The sequence below is a fragment of the Bacillus sp. JHAA genome (assembly GCF_036961585.1).
GTDB classification, from domain to species: domain Bacteria; phylum Bacillota; class Bacilli; order Bacillales; family Bacillaceae; genus Bacillus; species Bacillus velezensis.
Map to the genome: position 1 here is coordinate 78,169 of NZ_JBAMDE010000008.1, position 16,822 is coordinate 94,990.

At 47.5% G+C, this 16,822-nt stretch carries 18 protein-coding genes; 9 read left to right on the forward strand and 9 right to left on the reverse strand.

Annotation, left to right across the window (positions count from 1 at the left end; genetic code table 11):
- Positions 1 to 224 precede the first annotated feature (224 nt).
- Complete coding sequence (locus V7728_RS17375) at positions 225 to 1,628, forward strand: amino acid permease (RefSeq protein WP_012117176.1); 1,404 nt, start codon at positions 225 to 227, stop codon at positions 1,626 to 1,628.
- 114 nt (positions 1,629 to 1,742) lie between these two features.
- Complete coding sequence (locus tag V7728_RS17380; protein ID WP_012117177.1) at positions 1,743 to 3,098, forward strand: sodium-dependent transporter; 1,356 nt, start codon at positions 1,743 to 1,745, stop codon at positions 3,096 to 3,098.
- A gap of 36 nt (positions 3,099 to 3,134) precedes the next feature.
- Here V7728_RS17380 and V7728_RS17385 read toward each other — a convergent pair whose 3' ends face one another.
- The 3 genes from V7728_RS17385 to sigM are packed head-to-tail and all read right to left on the reverse strand — an operon-like array spanning position 3,135 to position 4,970.
- Positions 3,135 to 3,425 (reverse strand): anti-sigma-M factor, encoded by a 291-nt coding sequence (locus V7728_RS17385; protein WP_003155315.1) that lies wholly within the window; start codon positions 3,423 to 3,425, stop codon positions 3,135 to 3,137.
- Positions 3,413 to 4,486, reverse strand: a complete 1,074-nt coding sequence (locus tag V7728_RS17390) for an anti-sigma factor (RefSeq protein WP_099566527.1) — start codon at positions 4,484 to 4,486, stop codon at positions 3,413 to 3,415. Before V7728_RS17390 ends, V7728_RS17385 begins: the two co-directional genes overlap by 13 nt.
- A complete protein-coding gene (gene sigM / locus V7728_RS17395; protein ID WP_003155312.1) occupies positions 4,479 to 4,970 on the reverse strand; it encodes an RNA polymerase sigma factor SigM in 492 nt (163 codons plus the stop codon). Before sigM ends, V7728_RS17390 begins: the two co-directional genes overlap by 8 nt.
- 240 nt (positions 4,971 to 5,210) lie before the next feature.
- Here sigM and V7728_RS17400 point away from each other — a divergent pair, with 240 nt between their 5' ends.
- Positions 5,211 to 5,810, forward strand: coding sequence for a lysophospholipid acyltransferase family protein (locus V7728_RS17400; RefSeq protein ID WP_007409265.1), 600 nt, complete (start codon positions 5,211 to 5,213; stop codon positions 5,808 to 5,810).
- Between the two features lie 45 nt (positions 5,811 to 5,855).
- On the opposite strand, the gene V7728_RS17405 is transcribed toward V7728_RS17400, so the two are convergent.
- Both V7728_RS17405 and V7728_RS17410 read right to left on the reverse strand, forming a co-directional pair.
- A complete protein-coding gene (locus V7728_RS17405) occupies positions 5,856 to 7,190 on the reverse strand; it encodes a hemolysin family protein (RefSeq protein ID WP_007409264.1) in 1,335 nt (444 codons plus the stop codon).
- A 61-nt stretch (positions 7,191 to 7,251) separates the two neighbouring features.
- On the reverse strand, positions 7,252 to 7,677 hold the full coding sequence (locus V7728_RS17410; RefSeq protein WP_007409263.1) for a MerR family transcriptional regulator: 426 nt from the start codon (positions 7,675 to 7,677) through the stop codon (positions 7,252 to 7,254).
- 179 nt (positions 7,678 to 7,856) lie between these two features.
- Here V7728_RS17410 and V7728_RS17415 point away from each other — a divergent pair, with 179 nt between their 5' ends.
- From V7728_RS17415 to V7728_RS17425, 3 genes are all read left to right on the forward strand, one after another.
- Positions 7,857 to 9,041 carry a pyridoxal phosphate-dependent aminotransferase gene (locus tag V7728_RS17415; RefSeq protein ID WP_099567265.1) on the forward strand — a complete coding sequence of 395 codons (1,185 nt, stop codon included), beginning with the start codon at positions 7,857 to 7,859 and terminating at the stop codon, positions 9,039 to 9,041.
- A gap of 32 nt (positions 9,042 to 9,073) precedes the next feature.
- The gene (locus tag V7728_RS17420) at positions 9,074 to 10,318 is read left to right on the forward strand and encodes a beta-ketoacyl synthase N-terminal-like domain-containing protein (protein ID WP_099566528.1); all 1,245 of its coding nucleotides are present in this window, start codon (positions 9,074 to 9,076) and stop codon (positions 10,316 to 10,318) included.
- Positions 10,319 to 10,547: 229 nt separating this feature from the next.
- The gene (locus V7728_RS17425) at positions 10,548 to 11,936 is read left to right on the forward strand and encodes a hemolysin family protein (RefSeq protein ID WP_043021351.1); all 1,389 of its coding nucleotides are present in this window, start codon (positions 10,548 to 10,550) and stop codon (positions 11,934 to 11,936) included.
- 13 nt (positions 11,937 to 11,949) lie between these two features.
- On the opposite strand, the gene crcB is transcribed toward V7728_RS17425, so the two are convergent.
- From crcB to V7728_RS17440, 3 genes are read right to left on the reverse strand one after another with little or no spacing between them, the layout of a single operon-like run.
- Positions 11,950 to 12,309 (reverse strand): fluoride efflux transporter CrcB, encoded by a 360-nt coding sequence (gene crcB, locus V7728_RS17430; RefSeq protein ID WP_012117180.1) that lies wholly within the window; start codon positions 12,307 to 12,309, stop codon positions 11,950 to 11,952.
- Positions 12,306 to 12,701 (reverse strand): fluoride efflux transporter FluC, encoded by a 396-nt coding sequence (locus tag V7728_RS17435; RefSeq protein WP_032874298.1) that lies wholly within the window; start codon positions 12,699 to 12,701, stop codon positions 12,306 to 12,308. The genes crcB and V7728_RS17435 overlap by 4 nt, the downstream gene beginning before the upstream one ends.
- A 1-nt stretch (position 12,702) precedes the next feature.
- Positions 12,703 to 13,419: a glycerophosphodiester phosphodiesterase gene (locus tag V7728_RS17440; RefSeq protein WP_015417128.1), complete on the reverse strand. Its 717-nt coding sequence runs from the start codon at positions 13,417 to 13,419 to the stop codon at positions 12,703 to 12,705.
- A gap of 169 nt (positions 13,420 to 13,588) precedes the next feature.
- Between V7728_RS17440 and V7728_RS17445 the strand changes: the two genes are divergently transcribed.
- The 3 genes from V7728_RS17445 (at position 13,589) to V7728_RS17455 (ending at position 15,767) form a co-directional block, all read left to right on the forward strand.
- Positions 13,589 to 13,693, forward strand: coding sequence for a YhdX family protein (locus tag V7728_RS17445; protein ID WP_003155299.1), 105 nt, complete (start codon positions 13,589 to 13,591; stop codon positions 13,691 to 13,693).
- 163 nt (positions 13,694 to 13,856) lie between these two features.
- Positions 13,857 to 14,972, forward strand: a complete 1,116-nt coding sequence (locus tag V7728_RS17450) for a mechanosensitive ion channel family protein (protein ID WP_007409256.1) — start codon at positions 13,857 to 13,859, stop codon at positions 14,970 to 14,972.
- 63 nt (positions 14,973 to 15,035) lie between these two features.
- Positions 15,036 to 15,767: an NAD-dependent protein deacylase gene (locus tag V7728_RS17455; RefSeq protein WP_373467138.1), complete on the forward strand. Its 732-nt coding sequence runs from the start codon at positions 15,036 to 15,038 to the stop codon at positions 15,765 to 15,767.
- Positions 15,768 to 15,800: 33 nt separating this feature from the next.
- On the opposite strand, the gene V7728_RS17460 is transcribed toward V7728_RS17455, so the two are convergent.
- Positions 15,801 to 16,649 carry a polysaccharide deacetylase family protein gene (locus V7728_RS17460; protein WP_099566530.1) on the reverse strand — a complete coding sequence of 283 codons (849 nt, stop codon included), beginning with the start codon at positions 16,647 to 16,649 and terminating at the stop codon, positions 15,801 to 15,803.
- Positions 16,650 to 16,822 lie beyond the last annotated feature (173 nt).

Below are 16,822 nucleotides of genomic sequence, written 5' to 3' on the forward strand. Positions count from 1 at the left end.
TATTTCACAGTGGAGAATCCGCTGAGTTCTGTTTTATGAAAACTAAAAATAATATATAGAATTTTCAAAAAAGTTATTTTCATTTTTATATTTTTCGCTATAATATGACATAGGAGAAAGGAATGATGTGCTGAAACATTTCATGCGAAAAATAAGAATTTAGTCATTATTGCTATTGTTATCTGAATATTCTAACATATATTGGTTTACAAGGAGTGAAGCAGATGAAGGGGAGCGTATTCAGAAAGAAAAGCATTCAGGACCTGCTTGCCGCAACGAGCGGGGAAAAGTCGCTGAAAAGAGAGTTAGGGGCCTTTGATTTGACCCTTCTGGGGATAGGGGCCATCATCGGAACGGGGATTTTTGTATTAACCGGAACAGGCGCTGTCACGGCGGGGCCGGGGCTGACCGTTTCATTTGTCATCGCCGCTCTTGCGTGTTTATTTGCGGCTCTGTCATATGCTGAATTTGCTTCAAGCGTCCCGGTTTCAGGTTCCGTCTACACGTTTACTTATGCGACACTGGGTGAACTTCTCGCGTTTATCATCGGATGGGATTTAATCTTGGAATATATGCTCGCCGTCAGCGCGGTTTCGGTCGGGTGGTCCGGCTATTTTCAATCATTCTTGGCGGGCTTCGGCATTCATCTTCCGACCGCATTAACGGCCGCGCCGGGATCTATTAAAGGCACGGTCACATTCTTTAATCTCCCCGCATTTGTTATCGTGCTTGCGATTACATTCCTTCTCTACTTAGGCATTAAGGAATCGAAGCGGGTCAATAATATTATGGTCATTTTGAAGGTTCTGGTTGTTCTATTGTTTATCGCCGTTGCGGCCGTATATGTCAAACCTCACAACTGGCAGCCGTTTATACCGATGGGGTTCGGCGGTGTTTTCAGTGCCGCGGCGCTCGTTTTCTTCTCTTTTATCGGTTTTGACGCCGTCTCTTCCGCCGCTGAAGAAACGAAAAATCCGGCGAAGGATCTGCCGAAAGGAATTATCTTTTCATTAATCGTCTGCACCGTGCTGTATGTGACCGTATCGGCGATTATGACGGGCGTCGTTCCGTTTGCCCGCTTTGAAGGCGTTGACCATCCCGTGTCTCTCGTCCTGCAGATGGCCGGACAGAATTGGGTGGCCGGAATTATTGATATCGGCGCAGTGTTGGGGATGACAACGGTGATGCTCGTCATGCTGTACGGCCAGACGAGGGTGATGTTTGCCATGTCCCGTGACGGTTTGGTGCCGGGGGCGCTTTCAAAAGTCCATCCGAAGCATAAAACGCCGCACGTGGTGACGTGGGTGTTCGGCATCCTGTCGGCATTACTCGGCTCGCTCGTCCCGCTTGATGAACTGGCGAAGCTGGTGAACATCGGCACGCTTGCCGCATTTGTCCTGATTTCCGTGGCGGTTATCGTATTGAGAAAGAAACAGCCTGATCTGCCAAGGGCTTTTAAATGTCCGGGGGTTCCCTTTATTCCGATATTGTCCATTCTGTTCTGCGTGTTTTTGATTATTAACCTCGGCGCAACCACCATATTCCGTTTCTTTATCTGGCTGATCATCGGTCTGGTGATTTATTTCTTATATTCGAGAAAGCATTCGAAATTAAACGGGGATTTGTAAGGAGCGGCACCCGCCGCTCCTTTTTATTTTTCGGAATAATGAAACATATTGAAATGGGCTTAAGTTATCGCAGCGAATAAGGGATAATATAGGGCGGAAGGGAAGTGGAAAGTCGTGTCTGACCAAAAAAGGGTTCAATGGGCCTCAAAAATAGGATTTATTATGGCCGCTGCCGGTTCGGCGATCGGCCTGGGAGCCATTTGGAAGTTCCCTTACGTAGCGGGTACGAACGGGGGAGGCGCTTTTTTTCTTGTATTCGTCCTCTTTACCGTGCTTTTAGGCTATCCGCTTTTGCTCGGTGAATTTATTTTCGGAAGACGGAGCCAGACAAATGCGATTGATGCCTACAAACAAGCCGCGCCGAAGTCGGTATGGCACCTCACGGGTTATGTGGGTGTGGCGGCCTGTTTTTTAGTTTTGTCTTTTTACAGTGTTGTCGGCGGGTGGATTTTGCTTTATGTGTTAAAAGCCGTTACCGGTTCTTTATCCGGGCTCACTCAGGAGCAGTACGGCACGGTGTTCGGGACGGTCATTGAAAATCCGATCCAGACTCTCATTGCGCAGCTTGTATTTATGATCATGACGGTGGCGGTCGTCGCAAAAGGCGTGCAGAAAGGGATTGAACGTGTCAGTGCGGTGCTGATGCCGATTTTATTCGTGCTGTTTCTATTGCTTGTGCTGCGATCAGTCACGCTCGATCATGCCGTTGAGGGGATTAGATTTTTATTGGTTCCGCACTTTGAAGATTTGACGCCGGAATCCATCCTATATGCTTTAGGACAGGCGTTTTTTACATTAACGCTCGGTGTTTCGGTCATGGTGACATACAGTTCGTATCTGCCGAAAACCCAAAATCTTCCGGGTTCGGCGGGTTCCATTGTTATGATGAATGTGCTCGTTACGCTGTTTGCGGGACTGGCCATTTTCCCGGCGGTTTTTTCGTTCGGCTTTAAACCGGATGAAGGGCCTACACTGCTGTTTACCGTGCTGCCGGCTGTGTTTGACCGGCTGCCGTTCGGCTCGCTGTTTTTTATCAGCTTTTTGGCGGTCTTTTTCTTCGCCGCGCTGACTTCGGCCTTTTCGATGGTGGAAATTATCGTGGCGACTGTCGGGAAAGGTGATGAAACGAAAAGAAAGAAGCTGTCGTGGACAAGCGGTCTGCTCATTTTCTTAGTCGGAATTCCGTCCTGTTTATCATACGGTGTTCTCGGTGATGTTCATTTGTTCGGAAAAACGTTTTTTGATCTTGCGGATTTCACCGTCAGCAATGTGCTGATTCCGCTCGGCGCTTTATTAATATCAATCTTCGTCCCGCTGAAAATACCGAAGCAGGAGCTGTTTGCCGAGATGAAAAGCGGTTCCGCCATCGGCTATCGTTTCTTTCAGGTGTGGTATTTCCTTCTGAAATATCTCGTGCCGCTGGCTATCATCGTCGTATTGCTGCATTTAATCGGCGTTCTTTCATTTTAAAAAAACAGGCCCCCGTAAAAGGGCCTGTTTTTATGTTTAAAAACCGAATTGCAGATTCGTATCAACCGCAACGATCGTATATACACAGACAATGACGAACAGATTGAGAATGACACCGAGCAGTCCCGGGCCCGTCCGTCCTTTTTTAATAAACAGCTCAATGATGCCGAACGGCACGGCGGCCATCGCAAACGGCAGCATCTGATAAGAATAGAAAGTCACATTGCTGATGATTGCCACGTTCAAAAGCAGCAGCGACAAAATCGCGGTACCGACTGATATCCAGCCGAAAACATTATGCTCTTTAAAAATTCTTACCAATTCCATAATTCCACCTCACCGATGTTTGCTGCTTTTACTGTTTTGTTTTTCAGCAGACGTTCGATTTCTTTTGTCGGCCCCGTCACGACAGAGCCGTATACGTTCATTCCGTGATGTTCAACATAGTCGATTCGGCTGCCAAGATTCATGTCTTTGCGTTTCGATATTGCATGCGCCCATTTTTTATGGCGGGACATAAATTCAAGGGCATTGATAAATTGTTCACGGTCTGTCTGTCCTTGCGTTTCGAAAGAGGACACCATCTTGGAATCTTTCCCGGGAAATCCTAACGGCTCGGCATAAGGACTGTCTTTCAGATTTTTCTCCGTTTCGACCGCGTTCCATAAAAACTTCACATCGTATTTTTTAAAAGTCGAATATATTTGAGAAGAAGGATAGGCCCTGTCATAAGAAAGATAGACCTCCGCCACGCTTCCTTCAGGCAATTTTTTTAATGTCTGTCCGGCTTTGTCAATCGTGCGTTCCTTTAAGCCGGAAGGATGGGCGAAATAATGCTTTGCCTGTGCCGCGTCTAGATCATAGTAGTTAACGGCAGGCGATTTGACCGTATCTAAAAACATTTCAATCCGTTCTCCGCCGACGGATTTCGTTTTTGTGCCGATCTGCTTTTGCAGCGGAAATTCCGTATTCATTCCAAACAGCTTCACCTGGCTTTTCAGTCCGGAGGTATCGACGAGGACGTTCGGCATTGTGGTCGCCACCGTCACTGCCGCGGTCTCCATTAATTGATTGCCGGTGCTTTCTTTTCCCCCCAGACCGTAATAGAGGTAGCTTCCTAATGTGCAAAGCGGCAAAATCATCAAAGTGGAGATGACGGCGAGAACTGAAATCCGCAAATACGATTTGCGTTTTCCGTATGATAAAATGGCCTTCTGTTTTTCCGGGCTGATGCCGACGTCCCATTCCCGGTCGTCCTGCATTTCGCTTTCAATCAACTCCTGATAGACTTCCAGCTTTTCCAGCTCTTCTTCAAAGGCGGCCATTTCCCGGTCGCTCATTTCTCCATTTTTGTATTGGTAAAAACGCTTTTTAAATTCTTCATTCATCATTAACACCTCTATTATAAAGTGCTTTCAGCCGCTGTCTGGCACGAAATAAAACACTTTTAAAATTAGCCTCTGAAATATTCATAATATGGGATGCTTCTTTGTAATTCAGTTCTTTTAAATAATACAGTGTTAAGGCCTCCCGATAATTGTCGGGAAGTTCGGACATATACCCTGTCAGCACTTCCTTGATTTCAATCTGATGAGCCGGGCTTTGAACAGCCGTCTGGAAAAGGCTCCCAATTAAGTCATCGGAAATGGTCACTTCCTTTTTATGTTTTCTGACATAATCTATAAACGCATTTCTCGCCACTTGAAAAAGCCATGGCTTTACTTTGCTGTGGTCGTAGGAGTGAATGTGTATGTATGCCCTCATAAAGGTTTCCTGCAGCAAATCTTCAGCGAGATGCTTGTCTTTTGTCATGGAGAGCAGGAACCGGTAAACATCATTCATATACATTTGGTAAATTTCATCGATCGTCACTGCCTTTTCTCCCCTCTATGTTATACACGCATAAGAAAGGTTTAAAGTTGCACGTTCCATGCAAACGGCTTAAATTCATTTTCACCTCATCAAACACCATTTCTCTATAGTACCCAAAATCCGTCATAAAAGATAGAGATCGGCGGAGGAAAAATATAATTATTAGTACCAGGTAATAAAAAATATTGTTATAATAGAGAGAGAGAACACTTTTGATCATTACAACAAAGGAAGTGCGTTATGTATAAGTTTTGTGCAAATGCCATCAAATGCATTCTATCCCTGCGCGGAGGAGTGAAAGTGTACAATAAAGAGAATCTTCCGTCTGATAAAGGATTCGTTATCGCGTGCACGCATGCGGGCTGGGTGGACGTCCTCACGCTCGGTGTCGGGATATTGCCCCATCAGATTCATTATATGGCGAAAAAAGAGCTGTTTCAGAAAAAGTGGATCGGACGTTTTTTGAAGAAGATTCACGCGTTCCCGGTTGACCGTGAAAATCCGGGCCCGAGCAGCATTAAAACGCCGATTAAGCTTCTGAAGGAAGGAAAGATTGTCGGGATTTTTCCGAGCGGTACGAGAACATCAGAAGACGTCCCGCTGAAAAGAGGGGCCGTGACCATCGCCCAAATGGGAAAAGCGCCGCTCGTTCCGGCCGCATATAAAGGGCCGTCTACGGGAAAAGCGCTGTTTAAAAAGGGAAAAATGCGGCTTATCATCGGCGAGCCGATTTTTTTGGAGGACTTTTCCGATCTTGCGCCGAAGGAGAGGCTTGCGGCCATGACAGAAGAGCTGAATGCCAGAATTAAAGAGCTTGAGAAAAAACTTGAACAACTGTAAATGAAAAAAAGCTTGCCGTCTGTATCAGACGCGCAAGCTTTTTTGTTATGCTTCTTTTTGTTCGGCGGTTTCCAGCAGTTCATCAAACGCCAGTTTTTTCACTTCGATATATGCGACGTGGTGGCCGTCAATTTCATTAATGATAAATTCACAGCCTTCTTCGATAATCGAGTCGTATTGTTCGACGTCGTATTTCTGGGTAAGGAACCAGCCGCCGATGGTGTCGACCTCGTCATTTTCCAAATGGATGCCGAGGAGTTCGTTCACTTGATCAATCAGGACCTTGCCGTCAAGCATGTAATGGCCGTCGCCGAGTTTACGGATTTCGTTGATTTCATCGATATCAAATTCATCACGAATTTCCCCGACGATTTCTTCAATAATGTCTTCAACGGTGACAAGCCCCGCGGTTCCGCCGTATTCATCCGACAGAATCGCCATATGAACCCGTTCCTTCTGCATTTTTACAAGCAGATCGTGAATCGGTGCCGACTCAATCACATGGATGATCGGATTAACAAAATCGGTAATCGGCGAGTCGACTGATACTTCGCCGCTGATGCAGGCGGTCAGCACTTCTTTAATGTTAATAACGCCGATAATATTATCTTTGTCACCCTCTTCGACAGGGTACCGGGTATATTTTTCAATCTGAATGATGTCCATCATTTCAGAAATTTTGATATCATGCGGCAGACTGACGATTTCCGTACGCGGAATCATGATTTCTTTTGCAAGTCTGTCGTCAAATTCAAAGATTTTGTTCACGTATTTAAATTCAGACTGGTTGATTTCACCGCTTTTATAGCTTTCCGATAAAATGATGCGCAGCTCTTCTTCAGAGTGGGCAAGCTCATTTTCAGACACCGTCTCAAGACCGAACGCCTTCGTTAAAAGACGGGCGGAGTTGTTCAGAAGCCAGATAAACGGGAACATGATGCGGTAAAACCAAATGAGCGGTTTCGAAAACAGCATTGAAACGGCTTCCGCTTTCTGGATGGCGACTGTTTTCGGCGCCAACTCTCCCACGACCACGTGTAAGAATGTAATGATCGCATAGGCGAGAATAAATGAAATAATATGCGATAATGAGCTTGGTACGTTTATCTTTGTGAAAAGCGGATGAAGCAAGCGTTCAATCGTTGATTCGCCTAAGACACCAAGACCGATGGAAGTCAATGTTATGCCGAGCTGGCACGCCGATAAATACTCATCTAAATGCGTGGTCACTTTTTTGACACCGATTGCGGCTTTATTTCCTTCTGCTATAAGCTGGTCAACCCGTGAGCCTCTGATTCTGATTATCGCAAACTCAGATGCTACGAAAAATGCCGTCAGCGCGATTAAAACCGCGACTAAAATCAAATTCACAATGTCCAATTAGAACCTTCACTCCTTTTGGGAAGATGAAGGTAACACCTCCTGTTAGTAAGATAATGGTTTAACTTAACAGCAGCATAAATGATTGAAGCACTGCAAGCTTTTCAGGAGCCAGCCTTTTTTTCAGCTGGGCGCGCTCCTCTGGTTCAAGCTTTTCAAACCGATTCAAGATCACGGAGATGTTTTGATTCATGTGATCAATTTCCGATGCCAGATTTCCAATATCGTCAGGCAGGGCTGAAGAGGGAAACTGGTTCTCCAGTCGATCTTTTATATCAGACAGGGCCAATCGCTGCTTTTTACAAGCGACTATAAACTTTAACCGATTAAGTGCAAGTGTATCGTAGTAACGATAGTTCGAACAAGACCTGTCAGGCTTTAAAAGCCCGAGGTTTGTGTAGTAATCCACCGTGCGTTTCGTTACACCGGCAAGCTCTGCTAATTCACTGATGCGATAAGTCTCAGCCCCATCTAAATCCCTCCCCAACCATCACGTTATAGTTATGAGAATAGTTTAATATATGAAGGGGAGTTTGCACAAGTTTATTGTTTTCCGTCTTTCTCCTGAAACGGCGCGGCGGGCTGTCTGAAAAAGCGTTGACTGCGCCATGTAAATCTTTCATAATCATTGTAAATAGAAACGGAAGAAAAAGACAGAAGGGACAGATGACAGTGGCCGGTTTATCACGGGAAGTGACACAGAATCTGGAGAAAGGTTCATGGATACGCAAACTATTTGATGAAGGCGCTCGGCTGAAAAAAGAGTTCGGCGCCGATAAGGTGTTTGACTTTTCAATAGGAAATCCGGTTGCGGAGCCGCCTGAAACATTTAAAAAGGCGCTTTGCGAAGCGGCTGAAACAGGGCGGCACGGATACATACAAAACCAGGGGCTTCCGGAGGCGAGAGAAAAGGTTGCGCGCTTTTTGTCAGAGCGGTTTCAGACAGAAATTTCCGCCAGGCATACAGTCATGACGGTCGGAGCCGGCGGGGCGCTGAATGTCGCGCTGAAAAGCATTTTAAACCCCGAGGAAGAAGTCATCCTTCTTGCGCCTTATTTTGCGGAATATAAAGCGTATGTTGAAAATTACCGCGGCAGACCCGTCATCTGCCCGCTGACTGACTCATTTGAGATTGATATTGAAGCGGTTAAAGGTGCGATCACCCCCCGTACGAAAGGACTGATCGTTAATACGCCGCATAATCCGACGGGGACTGTGCTCAGCCAGAAAAACCTTAACGAATTGGGCGCCTTATTAAAAGAAGCCGAAGAGCGGAACGGCCAAAGCATATTTATTTTATTTGATGAACCGTACAGCCAGCTGATCTACGGAGAAGAGCAGGCGAATCCGTTTCAGGCGTATCACCGCGTGATTTTAGTCAGTTCGTTCAGTAAAGATCTCGGCATTGCGGGGGAAAGGCTCGGGTATATCGCGGCAGACGCCCAAATGCCTGAGGGCGATCTTCTGACGGATGCGTTCGTTTTCTGCAACCGGACGCTCGGCTTTGTGAACGCTCCGGTCATGATGCAGCGTGCCGTGGCGAAAATGGATGATCTTTCGATTGACGCTGAACCTTACAGAAAGCGGAGAGACCTTATGGTGGACATCCTCACAGAAGCCGGCTTCGAATTTGAAATGCCGAAAGGAGGCTTTTTCGTCTTTCCGAAATCACCGATTGAAGACGAGGTGGCGTTCTGCATTCATGCCGCACAGAAATACAAACTATTGATCGTACCCGGCAGCGGATTTGGAAAAAGCGGCTATTTCCGATTATCTTTCAGCGTGCCTTCAGAACAGATCAGACAGTCGCGCGATATTTTCAAAGCACTGTATCAAGATTTTTCTTCATAGCTTCCAATACATAAAGATGGGAGAACGGACAAATGTCGAGGAGTAATAATGGCACGTCAGACATCAGCATTACAGGAATCGGAGTCTTAACCGCGGTCGGACAAGGCAAGGAGGCGTTTCTCGATGCGCTTATGGAGGGGCGGCACGCCTTTGATGTGATGAAACGGCCCGGCCGGCAGAAAGGCAGTTCGTTTATCGGCGCGGAGCTTAGCGAATTAACGCCGCCGGACGCGCTGTCGAAGCGCTTGTACCGAAGGGCCGCATTATCAGGAAAGACGGCGCTTATCGCTTTATATGAAGCGTGGCATGACGCTCAATTAGACGGCGCTGATCACAGCCGCACCGGTCTGATCATCGGCGGCTCGAATATGACGCAGCGCGAATTGCTGCAGGCCTTTGAGAAAAACGGTGAAACGCCGCAATTTGTAAATCCGACATACGGGCTTTCTTTTATGGATAGTGATTTGTCGGGGCTTTGTACGGAGCAATTCGGGATAAAAGGGCCGGCCTTTACGGTCGGCGGCGCGTCGGCAAGCGGCCAGGCGGCGGTTATTCAGGCTGCTCAAGGAATCAAAGGCGGCCTGTTTGACCGGTGCATCGTGATCGGGGCGCTGGCCGATCTGTCGTACATGGAGTGTCATGCTCTCCGTTCTTTGGGAGCGATGGGCACTGATACATACGCTGAACGGCCTGAAGCCGCCTGCCGCCCGTTTGACCGGCATACGGACGGGTTTATATTCGGAGAGGCGTGCGGGGCGATTGTGCTGGAACGCGCTGAATGTGCCGAAGAGAGGGGCGCACGATCGTGGGCTGGCTTAAAGGGCTGGGGAATGGCTTCCGATGCGAACCGCAACCCGAATCCTTCAGCAGAGGGCGAAATGACGGTGATCCGCCAGGCGCTGGAGCGGGCCGGTCTTTCAGCAAAAGAGATCGATTACATCAACCCGCACGGCACCGGTTCGCCGATCGGTGATAAGACTGAATGCCGGGCGCTTTCTGAAAGCGGCCTGTCGCACGCGCGGATTAATGCGACAAAATCGATTACCGGACACAGTCTGAGTGCGGCCGGAACGGTGGAAATCATTGCTGCTCTCTTGCAAATGCGGGAAAACAAGCTTCATCCGATCCGAAACTTAACGGAGCCGATTGACGATTCATTTCAGTGGGTGACCGACGGGCCGAGCGCCCATACCGTACACCATGCGTTAAGCTTAAGCATGGGATTCGGGGGGATTAATACGGCGCTTTGTTTAGAAAATCATTTCCGAAGCAGATAACGGCAGCCTTCTTTTTGAAGGCTGTTTTTTATATGATAAAAATCTGAAAATGATGAAAGAATGGAGTTGTGATACAATAAACTATACAAATGACAATCATGCTTTGACTTAGGAGGTGGCAGGATGGGGCCCTCTGTGTAGTCAATCATCCATTTCGTTCCTCTCGCTTAAGAAAAAACGATGAAATCAGGAGGTGACGTCCTTATCCTTCAATTCGGGATAAGGTGAAATGGACGATATTGACAGTTTGATTTTAATCGGTGTGCTCATTGCGTTAACGGCATTTTTCGTGGCGAGTGAATTTGCGATCGTCAGAGTGAGAAGATCCAGAATCGATCAGCTCATTTCAGAAGGGAACAGACGGGCGGTGCTCGCAAAGCGTATCATTACGGATCTTGATGAGTATTTATCCGCCTCGCAGCTTGGCATTACACTCACATCCATCGGGCTCGGCGTACTGGGAGAGCCTGCATTTGAACGGATGCTTCATCCTTTGTTTCAGGGCATGGGGCTGCCGGATTCTGCTGAGCATGTGATTGCTTTTGCTGCGGCGTACGGGCTGATTACGTTTCTGCATGTCGTCGTCGGTGAGCTTGCGCCTAAAACGGTTGCGATTCAAAAAGCGGAAAAGCTGACGTTATGGATTGCCGGACCGCTTCGGTTATTTTACGTGTTCATGTTCCCGTTTATTTGGGTGCTGAACGGCTCCGCGAGAATTCTGACCGGTTTGGCCGGATTAAAGCCGGCATCTGAGCATGAAGGCTCCCACTCTGAAGAAGAGCTGCGGATCCTGCTGTCAGAAAGTTTAAAAAACGGAGAAATCAATCCGTCTGAATATACATTTGTGAATAAAATTTTTGATTTTGATAATCGGATCGCCAAGGAAATCATGATCCCGAGAAAAGAAATCGCGGCTGTTTCCACTGATATGGACGTGCCGGAAATGCTTGAGATGATGCTGAAAGACAAATATACGCGCTGGCCCGTAACGGACGGGGACAAAGACAGTGTCATCGGCATGATCAATACGAAGCATCTCTTTTCAGATCTGCTGTTTATGACAGAAGATGAAAAAGCGGAAGTATCCATCACGTCTTACGTCCGCCCGGTGATTGAAGTCATCGAGACGATCCCGATACACGACCTGCTGATAAAAATGCAGAGAGAACGGATTCATTTGGCGATATTGTCTGATGAATACGGCGGAACGTCCGGTCTTGTGACGACCGAAGACATACTTGAAGAAATCGTCGGCGATATCAGAGACGAATTTGATGAGGACGAACAGCCGCAGATTCAAAAGCTGTCCGAACGCCATTATGTGCTGGACGGAAAGGTTCGGATTGATCAGGTGAATCATCTTCTCGGCGCAGGGATTGAAGAGGAAGTCGACACGATCGGCGGTCTTGTGCTGAAACGGAATATTGACATCTGTGCGGGTGAGTCGATACAAATCGGGGGATACACTGCCCTCATATTAGAAATGGACGGCCGGTTTATTAAACAGCTTGAACTCAAAGAAGAACAGGGCCGCCCGGGCGGTCAGGGAACAATAAACCGCCAGCTCCCCGTGCCTGAAACGGTCATGCTTCATAACGCAACCTTGAGCGAAAAATAAGCTCAAGGTTTTTTTAAATGGATATCATAACAAAGCCGCACCAGAACGCCAAAAGGCTTCCGGCTGCTGAAACAGCGATGTAGAGCAGGCTTTCCTTTATGCGATTGTTCATCATCAGCTGCACGGCTTCAATACTGAACGTGGAAAAGGTCGTAAACGCACCGAAAAAGCCCGTCGCGATGATGATGCCGGCGGAAGGATTATCCAGACCCAGGCCGGTGAACATGCCGAGGCCGAAGGAGCCGAGCAGGTTGACCGCAGCCATTCCAAGCGGCATCGGAAAACCTTTTGTTCTTTCTGAAATTGTTTTACCCAGCAGAGACCGTAATACCGCTCCGATACCCGCTGCGATAAGCATCAGGACAATCGTCATGGCGTATCATGCCCCCTTCCCGCTGCGTGAAGGGCAATCCGCCGTCCCCAGAAAATGCCGGCGTATGCAAGGGCAAGACCAGCGAATAATGTCGCGGCAGCATAACAAAAAGCCGCTGCGGGAGACGATTGCAGCAGAAAAATGGTTTCTTTTGCGAAGGTTGACATCGTCGTGAAACCTCCGCAAAAACCGGTTCCTAAAAAGGCGGTCAAAAGAGGGCGTTTAGCCCGAATGATGAAATAACCCGTAATAAGACCGAGTAAAAGGCTTCCCGCCGCATTTTCGAGGAAAGTGGCCGCCGGGAAAGAACCGCTGTGAATGTGCGCGCTCATTTCAAAGCGGAGCAATGCGCCAAGCGCGCCTCCGATAAAAATTGCGATGTATTGTTTCATATCAGCCATCCTTAGAAATAAAATCCGGAAAATCAGTTACAATGCCGTCAACTGCCATCATTTGCAGTTTTTCGGCCGTCTTTTGATTTCTGACCGTCCAGGCAAATACTTTCAGGCCGTGTCTGTGAGCGGTGGAAATCAAGAACCGATTCAGGCGGGTATATTTAATATTGACATAATTTACGGCTGATTTGTAGGCGGCCAGCTGGCTTTTGGAAAACATCCCGAAGCTGGGTCTTGCAATTATTGCAGTCGGAACGGACGGATACATGTCGTGAAAGGTCTGAATTGACTTGAGGCTGAATGATTGAACGATAGGGCGGATGGAAAAGGAAAACCTGCTTAACAGCTGGCCGACTGCTTTTTCAAGACCGACTTGAGAAACGTGCCCTTTCAGTTCAATTAAAAAACCGATTTCAGAATGATAACGCTTCAAGACCTCTTCGAGCAGGGGAATCCGCTCCCCTTTAAACTCAGCCCCATACCAGCTGCCGGCATCCAGAGACTGCAGCTTCTTCAGCGTAAAATCTTTTACAAAACCGGAGCCGTCCGTCGTCCGGTCGACTTTGTCATCATGGATGACGACAATCTGGCCGTCTTTTGTGAGCTGGACGTCAAGCTCAATGAAATCAGCGTTCATTTCTGCAGCGATATCAAATGCCGCAAATGTATTTTCGGGCGCGTAACCGGATGCGCCGCGATGAGCGATGGTATACAAGCTTGTCAGCTCCCCTCATGGGCATTTCTGTTATTATATCAGATTCGTATATGCACAGCGATTCAAACTGGTGAATGTGCGAAACAGTATTTTTTTGGAATAAAGATAGTGCTTTTTTCGGTTTACAATCCGCAGTGATGATTTATAATGGCAAAAAGGAGGCGAGATCATGGGAAAAGGGAGATTGAAAGTGGAAGAAAGAATTAAGGCCGAAACCGATGCTGAAATCCAAAAAGCGACTCTCCTGAAACAGACACAATCAAAGAAGAAATAGTGCCTGACCCTGTTGTATCTGGCTGAAAGATGAACGAATGTGTGAAAAACCCCGGCTGTGCTCTGATGCCGGGGTTTTTCAGGCTGCCTAAAGACATTAAAAGAAGCTGATGTCCGAATGTTTTAGTATAATAGATTTTCGACAAGACAAAGGAGCATATGCCATGATGACACAATTTCAGAGCTTTTTTACGCTTGACCATATTTTGCAGATCAGTATCAGCATCGGAATTTTAGCGGCTTTTCTCGTTTTGAGAAAACTGTTTGTCAAATACTTTTTTCAGCTCATTTACAAATTGGCGAACAAGCCGAAAACCGACATATTCAAACAGATTGCCGTAGCGTTTGACAAGCCGGCCAGATGGTTTTTCGTGGCGCTGGGTCTATTTTTGGCGATTGAGTATTCGCCGTTCTTAGACGGGCAGATGGACATTGTCAAAAAATTGTACCGCTCTCTGATCGTTGCGCTGATCGCCTGGGGGCTTTGCAATCTGACATCGGCGTCTTCGTTTTTATTTCATAAAGTCAATCAGCGCTTTGAGCTTGATATGGATGACATTTTGGCGCCGTTTTTATCCAAGGTGCTGCGCTTTGTCATTCTCGCGCTCAGCGTCAGTGTGATCGCGCAGGAATTCAATTATGATGTAAACGGGTTCGTGGCCGGACTCGGACTTGGCGGATTGGCCTTCGCGCTTGCGGCTAAAGATACGATCAGTAATTTTTTCGGCGGCATTATCATCATTACGGAAAAGCCGTTTACGATCGGCGACTGGGTCGAGACGTCATCTGTAACGGGGGGCGTTGAAGATATCACATTCCGAAGCACAAGGTTCCGCACGGCGCAGGGGGCGCTTGTTACCGTGCCCAATTCAACGCTGTCCATGGAAGCCATCACAAACTGGACGAGGATGACGAAGCGCCAGGTCACGTTTTCCGTTCGTGTTTCTTATGCGACGCCGATTGATCGTTTAGAGCGGTGCATCACAAGGCTCAGAGAAATGCTTCGTGAACATGAAGGCGTGCATGATGATACGATTATGGTTAACTTTGACGTGTTTGCGGACAGCTATTATAATCTGTTTTTCAACTTTTACACAAAGACCATCGTCTGGGCGGAAAGCTTGGACGTGCGGCAGGATATCAACCGCCGGATTATTGATATTTTTGCTGAGGAAGGCGTGGAATTCGCCTATCCGGGCCAGAATGTATTCGTAAAACAGAAAAGCCACGATGATCCGGTTCATGTGAAGGATCATTCCGGAGAAAAAGAACGGGCATAACAGGCGCCGTTCTTTTTTCATGATATGATAAAAAGAAAAGGCGGTGGAAGAGTGGAAGCGTTTATGACATTGATCAATCAGGCGGAACGTATCGTGGTGCTGACGGGAGCGGGAATGAGCACGGAATCCGGCATTCCTGATTTTCGTTCGGCGGGCGGTATATGGACCGAAGACACATCCAGAATGGAAGCGATGAGCAGGGAATACTTTGAACGCCGTCCGCGTGAATTCTGGCCTAAATTCAAACAGCTCTTTCAGATGAAAATGAGCGGAAGCTATGAGCCGAATGCCGGCCATACGTATTTGGCGGATCTTGAAAAGCGGGGAAAGCAGGCAGACATTTTCACGCAGAATATTGACGGGCTGCATAAGAAAGCGGGAAGCAGCAGTGTCTATGAGCTTCACGGTTCAATTCAGACCGCCGCATGCCCCCGCTGCGGAGCGCGCTACGGGCTTTCTCATCTGCTGAAGGACGAAGTGCCGGAATGTACGGCGGAAATCGGTGATCATGCGGTATGCGGCACCGTATTAAAAACGGATGTCGTGCTGTTCGGCGATCTCGTTCAGCATTTTGAAACCCTTTATGAAAAGCTTGATAAAGCTGATCTTCTTCTTGTGATCGGCACTTCGCTTGAAGTGGCGCCGGCAAGGTTTGTCCCTGAGGATGCGGGCCGGATTCCCGGTTTGAAGCAGGTGATCATTAACCTTGAGCCGACATATTGCGACCATTTATTTGATCTTGTCATCCATGAGAAGATCGGTGAATTTGCAAAACGGATCAGCGCCGCGACATAAAAAAAGCCGGATCATATACAGATCCGGCTTTTCTTATTCATGGACGGGAATCATTTGATCCGTCAAAACATCAAAGGAGTAGCCCTGGGCTTTCAGTTTTTGGATCAGGCTCGGCAAAGCGTACACCGTCGCAGGCAGATCGTGCATTAAAATGACATGCGGCCTGCTCGTATGAACGCTTTCCAAATATGCGAGCTGATTCAATACTTCCGGCACGTACCGTGTGTTTTTGTACTTCCAGTCTTCACTGTCTATCGTCCAGTCCCAGTACACGAATCCGCCTTTTTCGAGATTCTTAATCTGGGCATCCGTCAATGACGGTTTACTGCCGTAAGGCGTGCGGACAAGATCCGTTTTTACTCCGGTGATTGCCTCGAGTGTATCGCGTCCCTGCTGCATTTCGTTCAGCGGTGATGTCGGTGTTTGATAAAACAGGTGATTATCGTGCGTCACGCCGTGCAGGCCGAGCGCGATTCCTTCCTGCTTCGCTCTTTGCACGGAATGCTTATAGGCTTTCATCCGCGGTTCAAGCATAAAAAAAGTGGCCTTTGCGCCATTTGCCTTCAATACATTCAACAGCTGTTCAGTATATGGAGACGGCCCGTCGTCGAAGGTTAAATATACCGTTTTTTTCCCTGGGTCACGCTCTCTCTGCAAATGTTTCATTAAGATGTCGGGAGAATCATTTTTCAGCCGCAGGCTTTCTGCTTCATCCCGAAGCTGCCCGTTTGCGGTCACGGTGACCTGTTTGTTTTTTGCGGCGGAAGCGGAATATCCCATTATGACGATTACCAGAAGCAGTCCGCACAAAACTGCTAAACTCGTAAGTTTAAAAGCCAATGAAAACAGAGAAGGGGAAGCACCTTCTTTTGTGTTGCGCATAACAATCTCTCCAGTAGCATAAGTTTCTGCATAATGCCGATAACAGCGGAGGCTTGCGAAGTGCCATAAGTTAACAGCATATGTATGTCGAATCAAGTATACAGGAACAAAACTGGAAAAGACATAGAAAAGATGTCGAATAATAAGATTTTAAGAAAAAAATAAACTCCGCA